Genomic DNA, 18,054 nt, shown 5'->3' with positions numbered 1-18,054 from the left:
TTTACAGAAATCGTTTTCTGTAATATAATTAGAAACGGTAGAAACAAGGGATATTGAAATCATAGTTAATATTTGGAGGATAATATGATGACAATATCAAAAAACTTTAAGAGATTTGCTGGTATAGCTTTATCAGCAGCGTTATTAGTAACAGGGGTAGTAGTACCTAAGAAACTACACAGTGTTGATGCAGCTAGCAACATCGATTTATCAGAAATCGCAATTGGAGATGGTAGTGCAATAAGCCTTGAGTCATTCACTGAGTATGACATTACAGGAAAGGTTAGATCTGAACGTAGCTTAGTAAGTGTAGATTGTGCAATTGTTAAGGTTGATGGAAGTATTAATGATGAATTAGGTCAGGTTGCTAATTGGCCAAGTGATGACAAGGAAGTTGAAGAGCAGAAAGCTGGAGTTAAGAAACTTAACCTTAAGAAAACAGCTATGAACAATAAACTTTCATTCAAGACTCTTGAAGAGGGAAAGTACAAACTTCTTGTTAAGGCTACAGATAAGAAAGGTTTCACTGCTTCAAAAACAATTCTTTTTGGTATTAAGTGTGATGCTAAGAGTTTTACTATTAGAACTTATAAGGTTGCGTTTAATAGAGATATTAACGATGCTGAAATGGAAAAATGGTTAGCAGTTCTAGATGAAAAGGGCGCTGCAGGTCTTGTAAAGGATATGTTTAAAACAGAAGAAGTTTCAGGTTTATATGATACTGAATATTTAAATCGTCTTTACAAAGCAACATTTAGACCTAGAGTAAAACCAGCTCCATATGAATACGATGAGTTTTTGTTCTACAAAGATGAACTTAGAAAGAAAAATGGAAAAGAAAGAGTTGCTAATATTTTTGTTGATAACTTTAGTTATTTAGAGAATGGCATCAAAAAGTTCCATGTTGACTTGAATAAGTAAGCAAAAAAGAAAAAAATAAAAATTTAGAAAAAGATTAAATTAAAGAAAAAAGAAAAAGACAAAAAAGAAAATTGACTAGAGTATAAGAATTATTAAAAAATAAGTGGGGGGATATTTTAAAAGATATCCCAGTTTCTATTAGGAGTTTAAGGAGTGCAAAATTGCACTCCTTTTTTGTTAAATACAACGTTTTTATTAGGGAAATGTTTTCAAAAAGTATATTATATTTGTTGCATATTACCATATTTTTGTATTTAATTTGACCTTGGTTTCCTACTTTGATATACTGATTATTGAGAGTAAAAAGGAAAAAGATAAATATTTTGGAGTATAGATAAGAGAATATATAGGGGCAAAAAATATAGATTTTTATGGATAAGTCATATATAATTCCTCTTGTTTTTTGCCCTTTTTTAGGTAAAAAACAAGGGGAATTTTTTAATACGGAGGTTAAGGCATGAAGAAAATATTGCTTATTGAAGACGATCCTGATATACGTGAAATGTTGCTAGATTATTTACAGGGTGAAGGATATGAGGTATTGGCTTTAAATGATGGTGTTTCTGTTTGTAAGGATATAGATGTTTCAGAATATGCATTGGTACTGGTTGATTTAATGCTTCCACATATGAATGGTTTTGAAATCATTAAAAAAATAAGAAGAGTTAGCACTATTCCGATTATTATAATTACATCAAAAAACAGTGACGCAGATAAGGCATTTGGACTATCTCTTGGTGCAGATGATTATGTGACAAAGCCATTTTCTATAGTTGAATTATCAGCACGAATTAAGGCAAATATTAGAAGAGTTTCAACATATGATAGTCATGCTTCAATTGAAAATACAATATCATTAAGAGATTTAACTATTGATTTATCTGCACGTATCGTTAAAAGAGGAACGGAACTAATTGATTTAACGCGTACAGAGTATGATATTTTGGTTTATCTTGCCAAAAACAGAAAGAGAGCTCTGTCTAAGGAAAGCATATATCAGAACATTTGGAAAGAACCATATTATGGAAATGAACATGTGCTTAATACACATATGAACCGCTTAAGAAGTAAGATAAAGAATGGTAATGATGAATATATAAAAACTATTTGGGGTATAGGTTATAAAGTTGTGGAGGATTAATTATGATTAGGGTGTTTTTGGAAATTACGCTCGTTGTGATTGTTTTTTGGCAGTTTTGTCGGATACAAAGATTTAAATCTGAGATGAATCAGTTATGTGATGAACTTGATAATCTCTTAGATGGACAAAAAGGTTTTTTACTTTTTAGGACAAATAATGAACAGGTACAAAGGTTAACTGTATCTGTGAATGGTTTTTTAGAAAGAGTTTATAAAAAAAATGCGGAGTTTAAAATTATAAAAAAAGAGTTACGAGAAATGATGGTTGATTTATCACATGATCTAAAAACACCGCTTACGACTCTTTCTGGATATGTACAACTTTTGCAATTAAGACTTAAGGAAGAACCCGAGAATATTAAGTCAGTAGAGCAAATACTTAAGAAACTTAAAATCAAAACTGAACAAACTAACAGGGGGATCATGCAATTTTTAGATATTGCAAAAATCCAATCAGGAGATATGGAAATTTCTAAACACCAGATTGATATTAATAGATTGTGTAAAGAAGTTTTAATGGAATATTATGATGTTTTAGAACTAAATGGCATTTATGTTAATGTTCAGATTGAGGATAAAGCAAGCATGATTATTTCAGATTATAATGCTATATGCTGTATCTTGCGTAATTTAATTGATAATGCACTTAAGTATGGAATGGACGGAAAGTACTTAGGTTTAGCGGTAAAAGAATCAGATGATACTATATCCATAGAGGTTACAGATCATGGTCAAGGAATCGAAAAGGATGAACAGGAATTTATTTTTGAAAGAAACTATAGGGCTAAGGCTGTAAGACAGAAGAATAATGATGGTTCAGGCCTTGGATTGTCGATTTGTAGTAAGCTTGCGGAACAGTTAAATGCTAAACTTAGAGTTAATAGTATTCCACATGAAAAGACGATTTTTAAGTTATTGTTAGAAAAAAGTTAGAATTTAGAAACAAAAAATACAAATTTTAATGTTATTATATAACTCGAAGGAGAGAACAAAACTAATGGATTATTGCGTGTTGGGAAGTGACATTGTAAAGAGGTATGGCAATAAGAAGGTAATAAATGAATTAGATATTCATGTTCCGAAACATAGTATATATGGTTTGATTGGACCAAACGGTGCTGGTAAAAGTACTTTGTTAAAAGCAATTATGAATTTAATTCCTATAGATGGTGGGGATCTTCAGGTATTGGGGAACGCTGCAGGAATGGGTATGCGTGAGTTGGAAAGAACAGGTTCTTTGATAGAGTATCCTTGCTTTTACGACAGTCTCTCAGGTAAGGAAAATTTGCATATCCATTCCAAATATATGGGGTATCATAACAAGAAAAGAATAGATGAGATTCTTGACTTAGTGGATTTAACAAAAGAAGCGGATAAGAAGGTTGAAAATTATTCAATGGGTATGAGACAACGACTTGCAATAGCAAGAGCGATTATGGTTATGCCGGAGTTACTTATTCTTGATGAACCGATTAATGCCCTAGATCCAGATGGAATAAAAAAGATGAGAGAGCTTTTTATTCATCTAAATGAGAAAATGGGAACTACAATTATTATTTCAAGTCATATACTGTCTGAGATGGATTGCCTTGCTACAGATATTGGAATAATGAATGAAGGTAGACTATTAGAAGAAAAAGCTTTAAAAGAGATACATAAAGAAAATAAAGATAAGATAGTTGCAAGAGTTGATGATTTATCAAAAGCAACCACTCTATTAGAAGAAAGAGGAATACTAGATTTTAAAGTTATAGAAGATGGACAGGTTCAAATTTATGATATGTCTTATAATACTTCTTTTTTCTCGGACTTATTTGTTAATAATAGTTTAAAACTTTATCAAATAGGTGTTGTTAAAAAGACATTAGAAGAGTACTTTTTTGAAGTGGTTGGAGAAAACATATGAAGTTATTATTGCAATTAGAATTATCTAAATTAAATAGTAAGCGATATATAGTAATTCCCCTATTTATAACAGTAATTATGTGTTATTTTACAACAGTATTATTGTTTGGTTTAGAGGATGAAAAGGCGGTTAATTATTCAAAGTACATATGGATGAGTACAGCTGCAATTATTGATTGTTATATGTTATATGCAGCAGTTTTAGTAAAAAAAGTAATAATAGATGAGTATAGTAAGAAAACCATATTAACATTATTTACTTATTCAATAAGCAGATATAAGTTGATGGTTGCGAAAATTGTTTTAATTTTGATTTTAACTATTTTAAGTGCTTTGATAACTCAGATAATATGTATAGACTTTTTAGTGTTAGTTGAACCTCATTTGAAATTGAGTTTAAATGCTTTTTCAAAAGCAGATTTCAGCAAATGGTTAGTTCAATTCGGCTGGAGTATTGTGATTATTTTTTGCTTTACATTATTGATTATTAGTATCGGTTTTATAAAGAAATCTAGTCACGCTGTATGGACATGGGTGTTGGTTTCAATATTTGTTGTACAAATAATAATGAGCCAGAATATGCAGGAATTAACACCTTTTATTGGTGCAGTAACTTTAATACTTACAGATATGGCGATTAGGAAGTGTTCATATCAAGTAGATTGATATTGAAATGTTTATATTTAGGATATGGAGGATTAAACGATGCTTAAACAAATAAATAAAAAGATGAGTGATAAGAAACCAGTTTTTAATTGGAAGTGTATCTGGTGTGATCATCAAGCTTGGGATATCATTGGCAGATAAATAGATTAGAAAGAAATAAATCTATATGAATAGGATGATTACATTTAAACCTACGAAGGTATTTGCTAGGAATGGTAGAAAATTCTTATATAGTGTTGAAGATAGTGCCTTATATGAAATAGATGATAATCTTGAATATGCTATGACACTTGGTGGAAACACAATAAATGATATTCTTTTAAATCTGGTGAATAAAAAAAACATGAGTGTTGAAGATGCAACCGAAATGATTCAGATGATTGCGGAGGCAGGACTTATTGTTGATCCGGATGAGGATGGTAATAAAAAGAAACATTTGGATATGAATCTTTCAGCCTTAACCTTAATGGTATGTCAGGAGTGTAATATGAAATGCGCATACTGTTATGGTGAAGGCGGTGAATATAAGAATAAGGGCAGAATGTCAAAGAAAACTGCATTTAGAGCAGTTGACTATCTGATTGAAAATTCTAAGGATGATGAACTTGGAATAGCATTTTTAGGTGGTGAACCTTTGATGAATTTTGAACTTATTAAAGAAGTTGTAGGTTATTGCTCTAAAAAGAGTAATGAAACTGGTAAGAAGTTTAAATTTACAATTACAACAAATGGTACATTGCTTACACCTGAGAAAGAAAAGTTTTTAATTGATAATCATATTATGACACAGATTAGTATTGATGGAACTAAAGAAGATCATGATAGTATGAGATTTTTTGAATGTAAGAAACCATCATATGATGTTGTTGTAGAAAAAACAAAGAGTATGCGTGACAAAGGATTAGTTACATCTAGGGCAACTCTTTCTTCTAAGAATGTTGATTACATTAAAACTTTTGAGCATCTTGAAAAATTAGGATTTGCTGGGATTCCTATTGAACCAGCGAAGAACTTACTTAGTGAAATGGATAAGAAAAAAGAATACGAAGAATTTGTAAAATACGCAGAATACTATAAGAAGCAAATTGAAAAGAAAAAATTTGATAGAGCTAATAAGATGACAAATTTTTCGAAAGCAATGGAAAGAGTTGATTATTCAGGAGAAAGACAATATGGATGTGGAGCATTTCATACTATGTATGCAGTTGATATCGATGGGCGCTTATATCCATGTCATAGATTTGTTGGTCATCATAGATTTGTAGTTGGTAGCATTTTTGATGATAATAAGAATTCTATTGAAGAATGGAAAAATCTTAATGAGAGAGCTAGATGCTCAAAATGCTGGATGAAAAATCTATGTAGTGGTGGGTGTGCGTATGAGAATTTTATGGGTACAGGAAGCATTAATGTTTCATTGCCTGATTTTTGTAAACGCATGGACACACTTTATAAAACGGTAATTGATGTCTATATAGACAACAAATACATAAATTCTTAATATTTTTTATATTGAAACCCCTATTTTACCCTCTTTACGTGTAACTCAAATCCTTGCACTAAAGAGGGTGACTCCTTTAAATAAAGATATTCAGTGAAGAAATTCACTGATTTTTTTTGTTAATTATAGTATAATGTATATGCTAAAGGAAAAATATTGAAAGGAGACACCATGTATCGATATGAGACGCATTTGCATACGGTAGAATCAAGTTTATGTGGAGTAACGCCAGGAAGTGAGTATCCAAGAATTTATAAGGAGAGAGGATACGATGGTATATTTATTACAGACCATTTTTATGGTGGTAATACAAGACCTAGTAGGGACCTTCCATGGGATAAGTATGTAGATGAATTTATGAAAGGATACGAGGAAGCAAAAAAGGTTGGCGATGAAATTGGCCTTAAAGTTTTCTTTGGACTTGAGGAGAATTTCGAAGCTGATGAATATTTAATTTACGGTATAGATAGAGAGTTTTTATTATCACATCCAGGGATTAGAAATTGGACGAGAGAGCAGATGTTGGAGTGGGTTCATGAAGCAGGCGGTGCAATTGTTCAGGCGCATCCATTCAGAGATCGCTACTATGTTAAGAAGATTCGTTTGTTCAAGGATGGAGTTGACGGCATCGAACTTATTAACACAGCTAACACTCCAAATGATAATAAAGCAGCAGTAGCATATGCTAGAAAGTTTGATTTATATGTTCAGGCAGGATCGGATACACACGATAAGGAAACTATTGGTGATTATAATGCAGGTATTGTTTTTGATACGCCGATTGAATCAACACAGGATTATGCAAAGAGAATTATAAATGATGAAAGACCTGGAGTATTTTATCCGAAGTCTATTATTGAGAATTTTACTGATGTTGAAGTAAAACTTCCTGTTGAAATTTACAACAATGGTAAGTGGGAATCAGTTGATGTTTCTGAAGTATATAAATGGGTAGAGGAAGCTAAGGATGCTTAGAAATAGTGTAGTATTTATAGGGAAAGAGTGTGAATTGTTTCACACTCTTTTTGGTTGTGTAAGGGTTTGACGTATAGTATAATTGATGTATCTTTGATAAATAACCGAGTGTTATTTATACGTACGTATAAAAGAAGGAGGATAATAATTTATGTTTAAGAAAACACTTGCAACTCTTATGGTTGCAACGATGATGGCAACAAGTTTTGACGGCGTTGGATTTCTTGATGGAATTGAAGTAAGTGCCGCAACTATTTTGCCAGATTCAACTATTACATCAATACCAGTTTTATCTTCAGAGCATAATTTAATACGCTACATGGATAATTCTGATACTGGTGAATATAAGCCGGTTATAACTGAAACATTCGTTGATGACTGGGAACAGGATGGTGGAGTTCATAAATACACCGCTCCAGAGGATGGAACAATCATGTGGTACACAGTGTCACGAGATGGATGTATTGAAGGAACATTTTATTCTGATTTTGAACTGACTAATGGTTTAGGTGGTTATTATGGCGCTAGCAATAGACAAGAATGCAAAAAGATTGACGTTATAAAAGGAAAGTCTTATTATTTCCGTCAGCACAGATGGAACGGTCAGAAACCTGTAGAAGGTGTTACATATATGGGATTTACTCCAAAATCAAAAAATACAGTTAGAATGAGTGTAACTCCAAAGTATGATGAAACTAATAATGTTACTGTAAAAGAGTTTTCTTCATATGATGACTATTATAAAAATATTGAATCTACTTTAACATCTGAACTATATATTAGTGAAAGCGATCAGATTTATAGTGAAACAAAGTCATTCACTGTTAAAAAATCTGGATGGTTATTTATATATGCAGCACATAAGTTAAGTCACATTGATATGGAACTTTTCTCAGATAAAGATTTAAATATTAATATTGGAGACTTTAGCAGTAGAATAAATAATGATACTGAAGGAATTGGAAAAATCTGGCTTGATGCAGGAACATATTACTATAGAGGCGAGAGATGGAATGGATATGAAGAAGAAAGTTTTTATTCTCCATTAAAAACATATTTAGGATTTGTTCCAGCAGAGAAGTATATTACAGTTTCTAATCCAGTATTAAGTGCAGATAAGAGAAGTGCAACTGTTAAGTTTACAACTCCTAATGGTGGTAATGTAAGAGTTCAGGAAGGTGCTTATGCTCCATATAAGATTAGTGATGATTTCTGGGATGTTCAAAATAGAGCTAACATGGTACAGGATAACACATTCGTTGCTAAGATTGATAGATATTACACAGCAAGAGTTGAAGATTCTAAGTCTGGTAATAGTTTCATGGTAATCTTTACAACTGAAGGTATAGGCGGTATTAGTGATGAACAGGCAGCTGCTAATAATACTGGTAAAACTACTACAGCTGTTAAAAAACTTGGAAAAGCTAAGATTAAAAAAGCAAAGAATCTTAAAGGTAGAAAGATTAAGGTAACTCTTAAGAAAGTAGCAAATGCAACAGGTTATGAAGTTCAGTATGCTACAAATAAGAAGTTTAAGAAAGCTAAAACAAAGAAGATTAAAAAGCTTACAGTTACTCTTAAGAAACTTAAGAAGAATAAGAAGTACTTCATTAGAGTAAGAGCTATTAACAAGACAACTAAGGGCGCTTGGTCTAAGGTTAAAAAAGTTAAAGTTAAAAAATAATTATATAGTTACAGAGAAAGAGTGTGAATTGTTTCACACTCTTTTGTTGTACAAGAATTGACTTTGTAGTATAATGAATTTGTTTTGTTAAATAAGATATAACTATTTAATAAAAAGGGATAGTATATTATTTAGGAGGGTAAAAAAATTATGTTTAAGAAAACACTTGCAACTATTATGGTTGCAGCAATGATGGCAACTAGTTTTAACGGCGTTGGATTTTTTGATGGAATTGAGGTAAGCGCCGCAACTATTTGGCCAGATTCAACTATTAATTCAATTCCATATTTTTCTTCGGAGTTCGACTTTGTACGTTACATGGATAATTCTGATACGGGTGAGTATAAGTCAATTATAACTGAAACACTCGTTGATTATGATCAGAATGGTGGTGTTCATAAATACACTGCACCAGAAGATGGAACAATTATGTGGGCTACATTTTCAACATATGGTAATGTTAGAGGAACATTCTATGCTGATTCTAAATTGACTAAGGAATTAAAGTGGGATAATTGGAGTTATAGTACCAGAGAAGAAACTACGCAGATTGATGTGGAAAAAGGAAAGACTTATTATTTCCAGCAACATAAATGGAATGGTCAGGATGAAATTGATAAGGCTGTTACATTTATGGGATTTATTCCAAAGTCTTCAAATACAGCTACAATGAGCGTTGAAACAAAGTATATTGAAAAAGGTAATCTTCCTATAAAAGAGTTTTCTTCATACAGTGACTATCGTACTAGATGTAATTCTCTTGTAAAATCTGGTTCTACTTTAACAACTGAATTATATGCTAGAGGCAGAGAGGGAGATACACGTTATAGTGAAGTTAAGTCATTTACTGTTAAAAAAGCGGGATGGTTATGTATATATGCAAATCAGAAGTATGATGACGTTGATTTAGAACTATTCGCAGATAAGGATTTAAATATTAATTTTGGAAGGTTTAGTACATTTGTTAATAGAGAAACTGATGGAATCGGAAAGATTTGGCTTAATCCGGGAACATACTATTTTAGAGGCAATAGATGGAGTGGAATAGATGACAGTAATTTCAATTCTCCATTAAAAGTATATTTAGGATTCATTCCAACAGAACAAATCATTAAGGTATCACCTGTAGCAATAAGTAAAGACCAGAAAACTGCAGTAGTTACATTTACAACAACTGTTCCTGGTAGCATCAGAGTTATGCCTGGTAAATATACAACATACTATATGCACGAAGATTTCTGGGATGTTAATAATACAACTAACTTGTTGAAGGGAAATACTTTTACAGCTAAGGAAAACGGATGGTATACAGCAAGATTTGAAGATACTAAGAATGGCTTAATCCATAGAATAGTATTTTCAGTTAATGGTATTGTAAAGAATGCCAGCGTAACTACTGTTAAGCTTGGTAAGGCAAAGATCAAGAGTGCTAAAAATGTTAAAGGTAAAAAGATTAAATTAACTCTTAAGAAAGTTAAGAATGCAACTGGTTATGAAGTTCAGTATGCTACAAATAAGAAGTTTAAGAAAGCGAAAACAAAGAAGATTAAAAAACTTACTGTTACTCTTAAGAAACTTAAAAAGAATAAGAAGTATTTCATCAGAGTAAGAGCATTTAACAAGACAACGAAGGGTGCTTGGTCAAAGGTTAAAAAAGTTAAAGTTAAGAAATAATTATTAAATACATAAAAGAAACAGATGCGATTTTTCGCATCTGTTTTTGTTATTAGCAATTTGAAACTTACTTAGTAAGTTTATACTTTTTAACTTCTTTCTTTGTGAACTCTTTATCTTCTTTATCAGTGTCTTTTGTTAAAGATTCCTTAGCATAAGCTTTTAATGTATCACCGTAGATTTTATATCCACCAAATGTTAAGTGACAGTAGTGATCACTACATAAATCAGCTCTAAGCTTACCAGTTGAATCAATTAAAGGTGTGTACATATCTATGAATTCCACATGCTTATGTTTTTTAGCATATTTCTTTAAAGCCTTATTAATTTCACGCATGTTGCTATTGTTAAGACCACCACGTTCATCATAAATTGGAGTTGGTGAAATAATGTATACTGTAGTCTTTGGATTCTTTCTGCAAAGCTCAGTAAGGAAAGGTTCATATGCATTAATAAATCTTGGGGCACCGCCTTCACCGATATCATTAAGGCCATAGTTTATGAAAACTTTTTTAGCTTTAAGAGCTTTAACGTGATCCTTTAATTTAGCCTTCTTACCATTAACAGTATAGTGTAATGATGAAGGAGTAACAGCCTTATTATCGTTGTATACGCCATAGCAATTCTTGCAAAGGTGACGAGCAGTTCCTAAATAACCTTTATATTGCATATTGCAGTACATTTGAAAACCGCAACCTATTGAATGACCTGCAATAATTGAACCGTTAAACCAATCATCAATTAATTTTTCAGTAATTTTAAGTTCAGGTTTTTTCTTTACACTTACAGCAAATACTATTTTAGATTCCTCAGATTCTTTCTTAACTGTTGCACTAATTAGTGCTTTACCAGTTTTCTTTGCAATGATTTTACCATCTTTTATATCTGCAATATTTTTATTTGAACTTTCAACTGTAACCTCTGAATCCTTTGTACTTGAAGTAGCTGTGATTTTATTGCTTTCATCAGGATAAATTACAAAACCTTTCTTACTTCTGTATGAGCATGCTCTTACAATTGTTTTAAATGTAAGAGTTTTCTCACAGTTTTTATATGTAAGATTCATTGAAAGATCTGCTTTACCACAGTGCTTAGCAGTTATTGTACCATCTTTTTTTATTGTAGCTACATTTTTGTTACTTGATGAAACAGTGATTTTGCTAGCGTATTTTAGATTTTTTATTTTAACTTTAGCAACGTCATCACGGAATAATCTCATGGTAACCGCAAGGTTTAAATTAAGTGGTTCGGCTTTAGCAAGTTTTTCAGTATCTGTAGACTTGCTATCTTTAGCATTAGTTTCGATTTCGTTTTTCTTTTCGGTTGGAGTTTCATTTGCTGTTCCCTCGTTAGCGCCTGTAACATAAGGCTTAGTAATGAAGATTGTTCCAACTATAACTAATACAACAAGAAGTGGTAACAAGATGTAAGTAAGTTTATGCTTGTTGGTATTAGTTTTATTATTTTTTAACATATTATAATCCTTCCTTTTTCATGCAAAAGTGCATGATTAATTCGTGTGTCAAAATACACACTTGTACATTATACGACATTTTTCAAAAAAATGGAAATAATATGCATGATATGTTAGAATATATGCGGTATAATAAGTATTGTACTTTTTGTATGATTTAATTAATTGAGATATGAAAAAATTTAGGAGTGGATGATGTTTTATAAAAGTAAAAGAATTAGACAGTTATATATGGTTGAAATTAAGTGCCTTGTAGGAGGATTGATATTTGCTATTATTGGACTTATTTTACTTAGTAGTGGATTGATACAATCTAGTAAGGCAGTTGACGGTGATTTAAGTAAAATAATAGATGTGTTTAAGGATAGTTATGTAATATATTTATTATTAGGTGGTATGTTAACTGTTATGGGCCTTACCATGTTTGGCCTTGATTTGGTGTTATTAATATGCGCAAAGAACATAAAGTCCATAAGTGGAATTACTCAGGAAGACATAGATAAAGTAGCAGATGATGAAGATTCAGTTTTACTTGCAGTTTCAAAGGTTTTACTATCTAAGGATTTTATGGTTGGCTTTAGATGTGATGTAGGAGCTCAGATATTTGATCAGGTTGCCTTTAAGTATGATGAAGTTAAAAAGATATATGGTGAACATGTAAAATCAGCATATGGAACAACTAAGTATGAAATTACTGTGGAAGCAACGGACGATAATAAGTATGTTTTATCAACTGTTTATAATTCAAAATATGAAATGGAAAGAGTTGAAGATGATATTAAGGCTATTCAGGAAAGAATAGGGTAATTAAGAAGCACGGATTATGAGGAAACTTGTATCCGTGCTTTGTTTTATTATTGGGTTAACGGTAGTTAAAAAAAGTGATTGTAAATTTACTTGTCTTGTAGTATGATGAAACGGTGAGTGTCGGTTTGGGACTTATAAAAGGAGAGTATAAGAAGATTGTCGGACTAACTTTGGCTAATAATTTATATTTTATAATATAAATAATTTAATAGGAGGTAAAAGATATTATGAAAAAATTATTAGGAACAGCACTTTCGTTAGTTATGACGATTGGGCTTGCAAGTAATGTGACAGTAAATGCTGCTGATTTCACAAAAAAAGAAGAAGTAAAAGAAGTAAATTATGTTGTTGATGATGTGGAAGAAAAACCTGAAGTTTCATATGTAAACATCCTTTTTCCACAGCCAGTACCAGGTAAGACACCTAAGGAAGTATACTTTAGTACAGAAACAGAACCACTTAATGCAATCAATAATGATGAATTAAAAACAATTGATATTTCTGAGTATTGGTATGTTTCTGAAGATGGTAAAAATTATAGTCGTATGAAGGCAGATAGCAAGTTTGAATTAGGTAAGTATTATAAATTAGATCCTATGGAATTAATAGATGTTGCATTTAGTTTATATGCAAACATGGATAAATATATTAATACTGATGTGGCTTCTGGTCTTAATAAGGATTTTAAAGCTTCAATTAATGATACACCAATTGATATGAATGGTAGTATGGCACAGTTATTTGCTGTTGTAACTAGTGCACTTGATTATGGTGTATGTACAGCTAAAGTTAATAATATTGAAGCTACAATTGCTACACCAGTTGATGGTGAAAAGCAGATTAGTGAAGTAAAACTTGTAGGTGAAGATAGTGATAAGATTGAACTTGCTAAGGAAAGCAAGCTTATCTGGATTGATGAAGCTACAGGTAAGGAAATGGCTGCTGATGAAAAGTATGTTGCAGGTAAAAGATATACAGCTAAGTTCAATGTTTCTTTAAAAGAATTTTGTGTATATTCAGATAATGTAATTGCTACAGTTAACAAAGATAATTCTGAACTTGTTAAGGTTGATGAAAAAACATACACTGTTAAGTATACATGTTATATTGAAGCACCATCAATAGTTAAGGATGCAACTAGAAAAAATGATAGTAGTAATAAGAAACTTACTGATGTGAATGCAAATAATGCTGTTCTTGCTGATAAGTCATTTACATATGTAGTAACTAAAGTAGCTACTGCTAAAAAAGCTGGTGAAGTTAAGGTTACAGGACTTGTAAAGAAGAATGTTAAAAAAGCAAACATTAAGGCAACAGTTAAATTAAATGGTTTTAAGTATAATGTTACAGCAGTTGGAGATAAGGCATTTAAGGGTGCTAAGAATCTTAAAACAGTTGTAATTGGTAAGAATATAAAATCAATTGGTGCTAAGGCATTTGCTAATTTAAAGAAACTTACTAAGGTTACAATTAAAGCTAAGAAACTTCCTAAGATTGGTAAGAACGCATTCGTAAAGAAGGGTAAGAAAGTAACAATTAAGGTTAATTCTAAACTTAAGAAGAGTGCTAAGAAGGCTTTAAAGAAAGCTAAATGTAAAGGCATAATAGTTAAATAATCATACAAAAAGAGGATGCATAATGCATCCTCTTTTTTCGAGAAAGAAAACTTATTTTATACTTGGAACTTATTTTAAACTTCCTTTTAATTTGTATTCTCTAAACCAACCGCCTGAAGCAACTTCATATGGTTCAAAGCATACTTTAACGCTACCATCTTCGTCGATGTAGAAATCAAAGTCAGTTGCTTTCTTTTTGTCGATTGCTTCTGGATAGTATGGCTCTCCTTCAACAAGAGATTTTTCAACTTTTTTCTTGATACCTTTTTTTAATCTGTCAAGATTCTTTACTTTTGTAAATTTTGTAATTTTTTTAACTTCTTTACCAGTTTTTAAATTAAATGTGTGTCCTTTTACAATAGTGTTATGAACACCACCTGCGTACCAATATGAAAATTCGCAAATACTTACATATTTCTTTCCAACATATGATACTGTCTGTCCAGCAGAATATTCATATGTATCATTTTCAGTACGTTCATTACTTATTACTTTAGCCAGATCTATAATTGATTCCTGCCCATTAGGAACAACAAAGAAGTTATTGCTATATTTTTTTAATTGCTTGTTGATTTTCTTAAGACCTGTCTGTTTTCCCTTAAGAACTACTCTTTCGTAAACGTAGTTAACATCGATAGTAGATTTAGATCCCTTTACTACTTCAGATTTATCTGTTTTTTTATAACGAATTTTAATTCCATTAATTTTTTTAGGTTTTTGATTTTCTTTGTTTGATTCTTGATTTGAAGTATTATTGTTAGTTGTGTTTTCTCCTGTGTTGTTGTTTTTGTTTGTGTTTTCTTGTGTGACTGTAACAGTTGTTGTGTTATCCTGTGCATTAACTGTTGTATCTGCAACTGGAGCAAATGCTACCATACATGCAACAGCAACAGGAATAATGTTTTTTAGTTTCATTTTAAAATCTCCTTTTCTTTATAAATTTTTATGTTAAGAATTCTTAACACGATTCGCATTATAGCACTGTGATTTTTCAAAGTCAACTTTATTACAAAACTTAATATAAAGTTAACATAATGTTAAGAAAGTTGTATAAAAAAATGAAAACTATAACAATATATGGTAATATATGTGTATGAAAAAATAGAAAAACTGAATGAACTAGTTAAGGAATTTGAATGAATTAATTAGGAAAGCTAAATATACTAATTAAGGAATTTGAATGTATTAATTAGAAAAGTTGAATATACTAATTAAGGAATTTGAATGTATTAATTAGAAAAGCTGAATATACTAATTTAAGAAATATTAATAAACTAGAAAATAAATAATAAGAAATAAGTATTAAGGAATAAGGATATGAAAAGACAGTTAACAGAAAGTGAAAGAAAATATATGACTGATAATCCGGATAAGTGCATGTACTGGCCGGATTATGGAATTAAGGAAACTAAGGATAGCGGTATATGGGGGGAGTATGGAGACATAATAAAAGTTTTATTGATCATTCCGTTGGTTGTAGCCGCAATTATGGCGGGGATTTGGTTTTTGATTGATGGATTTGGAATATTTGGAATGAAGGTTGGAGCAGTAATTTTATTTATATTATTAATTATTCCTTCTTGCATATCGCCATTTGTTGTAATGAATTTAACATCAAAGACGAAGATAAAGAAAGCAGAAAAAAAACATCTTGATTGCATTAAGAATGATACATTTGATGTGGAAGAGATAGTTATTAAGTCTGTTGTTCGAGAAAAGGCTGAAGCATATTTTGATACTGAAGATGGTGAATCTTTGATATGTTACGTTGGTGCTAGGAATGTATTTGTTCCAAAGGAAGGGGAAACTTTATATATTATAAGTAGTGATAGGCATACAATAATTATGAGAAAGTTTGAATGTTAGTAAGGTTCATTCCGAAAAATGCGCTAGATTATAAAAGTTCGTTCCGAAAAATGTGCTAGATTTCAAAAGTTCGTTCCAAAAAATGTTGACCTACCATATATGTGGTGATAAAATCATATATGGAAAAAAACAGGGAGCTTGTGTTACAGGCTGAGAGGAGGGTATAACCCTCGACCTATAACCTGATTTGGATAATGCCAACGTAGGGAAATATGAGGTAAATTATATGGAGCTACGCGTGTGCGTAGCTCTTTTTTATTTATACGACGAGGAAAATGTAGGAAATAGTTTTCCAATATTAGAAGATAGTGAAAGTGTAGGCAATTAGTTTTCTGGTATTAGAAGATAGTGAAAATGCAGGCAATTAGTTTTCTAGTATTAGAGGATAGTAAAAATGCAGGCAATTATATTTGCTATATGAATAAAAAAAGGAGTACATTATGGTTAAGATTAATGGTGAAATGTATGATTATGCTAACTTAAGTATTACAGATATGCTTAATAAATTTAACTATAATTCAAAGCGTGTTGCTGTGGAAGTTAATTTAGAAATCATACCAAAAAGTGAATATGATAATCATGTTTTAAATGATGAAGACAGCGTAGAAGTAGTTCAGTTTGTAGGTGGTGGTTGATTGGGTGAATATAAATAGTTTATGTATTCATGAGACTTGAGATTTTTTTATGGATTATTAGATATGTATGATATGTAGATATGGTATCTGAATATATGATATGAAGATATGATATGTGAATATATGATATGAAGATATGATATGTGAATATATGATATGTAGATATGGTATCTAAATGTATGATATATGGATATGTATATGTGTGTATATATGTTTTTATATATGTTATAGAAAAATATATTTATTGGAATTAGAAAGGTTTAGAAAATGACAGACATTAAGAGTATAGAAGAAACATTAAAAGATGATAAGTTAGTAATTGGAGAACATGAGTTTACTTCAAGATTTATATTAGGTTCAGGCAAGTATTCAATGAAGTTGATTGAGTCTGCAATTAAATATGCAGATGCTCAAATTATAACATTAGCACTTAGAAGAACTAACACAAAGGATAATGAAAATATCCTTGATTACATACCAGAGGGAATCACACTTTTACCTAACACATCAGGTGCAAGAAATGCTGAAGAAGCAGTTAGAATTGCAAGACTTGCAAGAGAAGTTGGTTGTGGTGATTTTGTAAAGATCGAAATTATGAGAGATTCAAAATATCTTTTGCCAGATAATGAGGAAACTGTTAAGGCTACAGAAATCCTTGCTAAAGAAGGATTTGTTGTTATGCCTTACATGTATCCAGATCTTAACATTGCAAGAGACCTGGTTGATGCTGGTGCTGCTTGTGTTATGCCACTTGCTTCACCTATTGGCTCAAACAAAGGCCTTGCAACTAAGGATTTTATTCAGATTTTAATTGATGAAATTGAACTTCCAATTATAGTAGATGCAGGTATTGGCTCTCCATCTCAGGCTTGCGAAGCTATGGAAATGGGGGCAGCAGCTGTTATGGCAAACACAGCTTTAGCTACAGCTGGTAACCTTCCGGTTATGGCTGATGCATTTAAGAGAGCAATTATTGCTGGTCGTGAAGCGTATCTTTCAGGTCTTGGTAGAGTCCTTACAAGAGGTGCATCACCATCAGATACATTAACTGGATTTTTAAGAGACTAAATTTTTAGTGATTGATTCAGGTTGGGGATATTCTTACTTTTTTGGAAAAATACTTAAAAAGTAAGAAAATCAACTTGCTAACGATGAGTGTGGGCTTGAAAAAGTTCTTACATTAGGTAAAA

The 18,054-nt window shown here is 31.3% G+C and carries 16 protein-coding genes and 1 riboswitch; of the genes, 14 read left to right on the top strand and 2 right to left on the bottom strand.

Annotation, left to right across the window (positions count from 1 at the left end; all coding sequences use genetic code 11):
• The first annotated feature begins 87 nt into the window (after nucleotides 1–87).
• The 9 genes from B5D16_RS05665 (at nucleotide 88) to B5D16_RS05625 (ending at nucleotide 10,466) form a co-directional block, all read left to right on the top strand.
• Nucleotides 88–921 carry a hypothetical protein gene (locus B5D16_RS05665; RefSeq protein ID WP_159444295.1) on the top strand — a complete coding sequence of 278 codons (834 nt, stop codon included), beginning with the start codon at nucleotides 88–90 and terminating at the stop codon, nucleotides 919–921.
• Nucleotides 922–1,378: 457 nt separating this feature from the next.
• Nucleotides 1,379–2,062, top strand: coding sequence for a response regulator transcription factor (locus B5D16_RS05660; RefSeq protein WP_078766008.1), 684 nt, complete (start codon nucleotides 1,379–1,381; stop codon nucleotides 2,060–2,062).
• 2 nt (nucleotides 2,063–2,064) lie between these two features.
• Nucleotides 2,065–2,994, top strand: a complete 930-nt coding sequence (locus B5D16_RS05655) for a sensor histidine kinase (protein ID WP_078766007.1) — start codon at nucleotides 2,065–2,067, stop codon at nucleotides 2,992–2,994.
• Nucleotides 2,995–3,058: 64 nt separating this feature from the next.
• A complete protein-coding gene (locus tag B5D16_RS05650) occupies nucleotides 3,059–3,967 on the top strand; it encodes an ATP-binding cassette domain-containing protein (RefSeq protein WP_078766006.1) in 909 nt (302 codons plus the stop codon).
• A complete protein-coding gene (locus B5D16_RS05645; RefSeq protein ID WP_078766005.1) occupies nucleotides 3,964–4,632 on the top strand; it encodes an ABC transporter permease in 669 nt (222 codons plus the stop codon). Before B5D16_RS05650 ends, B5D16_RS05645 begins: the two co-directional genes overlap by 4 nt.
• Nucleotides 4,633–4,798: 166 nt before the next feature.
• Nucleotides 4,799–6,133, top strand: a complete 1,335-nt coding sequence (gene papB / locus B5D16_RS05640; protein WP_078766004.1) for a PapB family radical SAM/SPASM ranthipeptide maturase — start codon at nucleotides 4,799–4,801, stop codon at nucleotides 6,131–6,133.
• A 171-nt stretch (nucleotides 6,134–6,304) separates the two neighbouring features.
• A complete protein-coding gene (locus B5D16_RS05635; RefSeq protein ID WP_078766003.1) occupies nucleotides 6,305–7,108 on the top strand; it encodes a PHP domain-containing protein in 804 nt (267 codons plus the stop codon).
• Nucleotides 7,109–7,259: 151 nt separating this feature from the next.
• Nucleotides 7,260–8,792, top strand: coding sequence for a fibronectin type III domain-containing protein (locus tag B5D16_RS05630; protein WP_078766002.1), 1,533 nt, complete (start codon nucleotides 7,260–7,262; stop codon nucleotides 8,790–8,792).
• A 150-nt stretch (nucleotides 8,793–8,942) separates the two neighbouring features.
• Entirely contained in the window at nucleotides 8,943–10,466 is a 1,524-nt protein-coding gene (locus B5D16_RS05625; RefSeq protein WP_078766001.1) for a fibronectin type III domain-containing protein, read from the top strand.
• A 67-nt stretch (nucleotides 10,467–10,533) separates the two neighbouring features.
• On the opposite strand, the gene B5D16_RS05620 is transcribed toward B5D16_RS05625, so the two are convergent.
• A complete protein-coding gene (locus tag B5D16_RS05620; protein ID WP_078766000.1) occupies nucleotides 10,534–11,940 on the bottom strand; it encodes an SGNH/GDSL hydrolase family protein in 1,407 nt (468 codons plus the stop codon).
• Between the two features lie 195 nt (nucleotides 11,941–12,135).
• On the opposite strand from B5D16_RS05620, the gene B5D16_RS05615 reads away from it, so the two are divergent.
• Complete coding sequence (locus B5D16_RS05615; protein WP_078765999.1) at nucleotides 12,136–12,747, top strand: hypothetical protein; 612 nt, start codon at nucleotides 12,136–12,138, stop codon at nucleotides 12,745–12,747.
• A gap of 227 nt (nucleotides 12,748–12,974) precedes the next feature.
• Complete coding sequence (locus B5D16_RS05610) at nucleotides 12,975–14,363, top strand: leucine-rich repeat protein (protein ID WP_078765998.1); 1,389 nt, start codon at nucleotides 12,975–12,977, stop codon at nucleotides 14,361–14,363.
• Nucleotides 14,364–14,432: 69 nt separating this feature from the next.
• Here the strand turns inward: B5D16_RS05610 and B5D16_RS05605 are convergent, their stop codons facing one another.
• On the bottom strand, nucleotides 14,433–15,278 hold the full coding sequence (locus B5D16_RS05605) for a hypothetical protein (RefSeq protein ID WP_078765997.1): 846 nt from the start codon (nucleotides 15,276–15,278) through the stop codon (nucleotides 14,433–14,435).
• Between the two features lie 402 nt (nucleotides 15,279–15,680).
• Here B5D16_RS05605 and B5D16_RS05600 point away from each other — a divergent pair, with 402 nt between their 5' ends.
• From B5D16_RS05600 to B5D16_RS05590, 3 genes are all read left to right on the top strand, one after another.
• Complete coding sequence (locus B5D16_RS05600; RefSeq protein ID WP_078765996.1) at nucleotides 15,681–16,229, top strand: hypothetical protein; 549 nt, start codon at nucleotides 15,681–15,683, stop codon at nucleotides 16,227–16,229.
• 120 nt (nucleotides 16,230–16,349) lie between these two features.
• Nucleotides 16,350–16,455: riboswitch (TPP riboswitch) on the top strand.
• Between the two features lie 214 nt (nucleotides 16,456–16,669).
• Entirely contained in the window at nucleotides 16,670–16,864 is a 195-nt protein-coding gene (thiS, locus tag B5D16_RS05595; RefSeq protein ID WP_078765995.1) for a sulfur carrier protein ThiS, read from the top strand.
• A 267-nt stretch (nucleotides 16,865–17,131) separates the two neighbouring features.
• Nucleotides 17,132–17,932, top strand: a complete 801-nt coding sequence (locus B5D16_RS05590; protein WP_078765994.1) for a thiazole synthase — start codon at nucleotides 17,132–17,134, stop codon at nucleotides 17,930–17,932.
• Nucleotides 17,933–18,054: the final 122 nt, after the last annotated feature.

It is taken from the genome of Eubacterium uniforme (genome assembly GCF_900167115.1).
Lineage (GTDB): Bacteria > Bacillota > Clostridia > Lachnospirales > Lachnospiraceae > Eubacterium_S > Eubacterium_S uniforme.
This window is presented reverse-complemented; position numbering and strand designations above follow the sequence as displayed.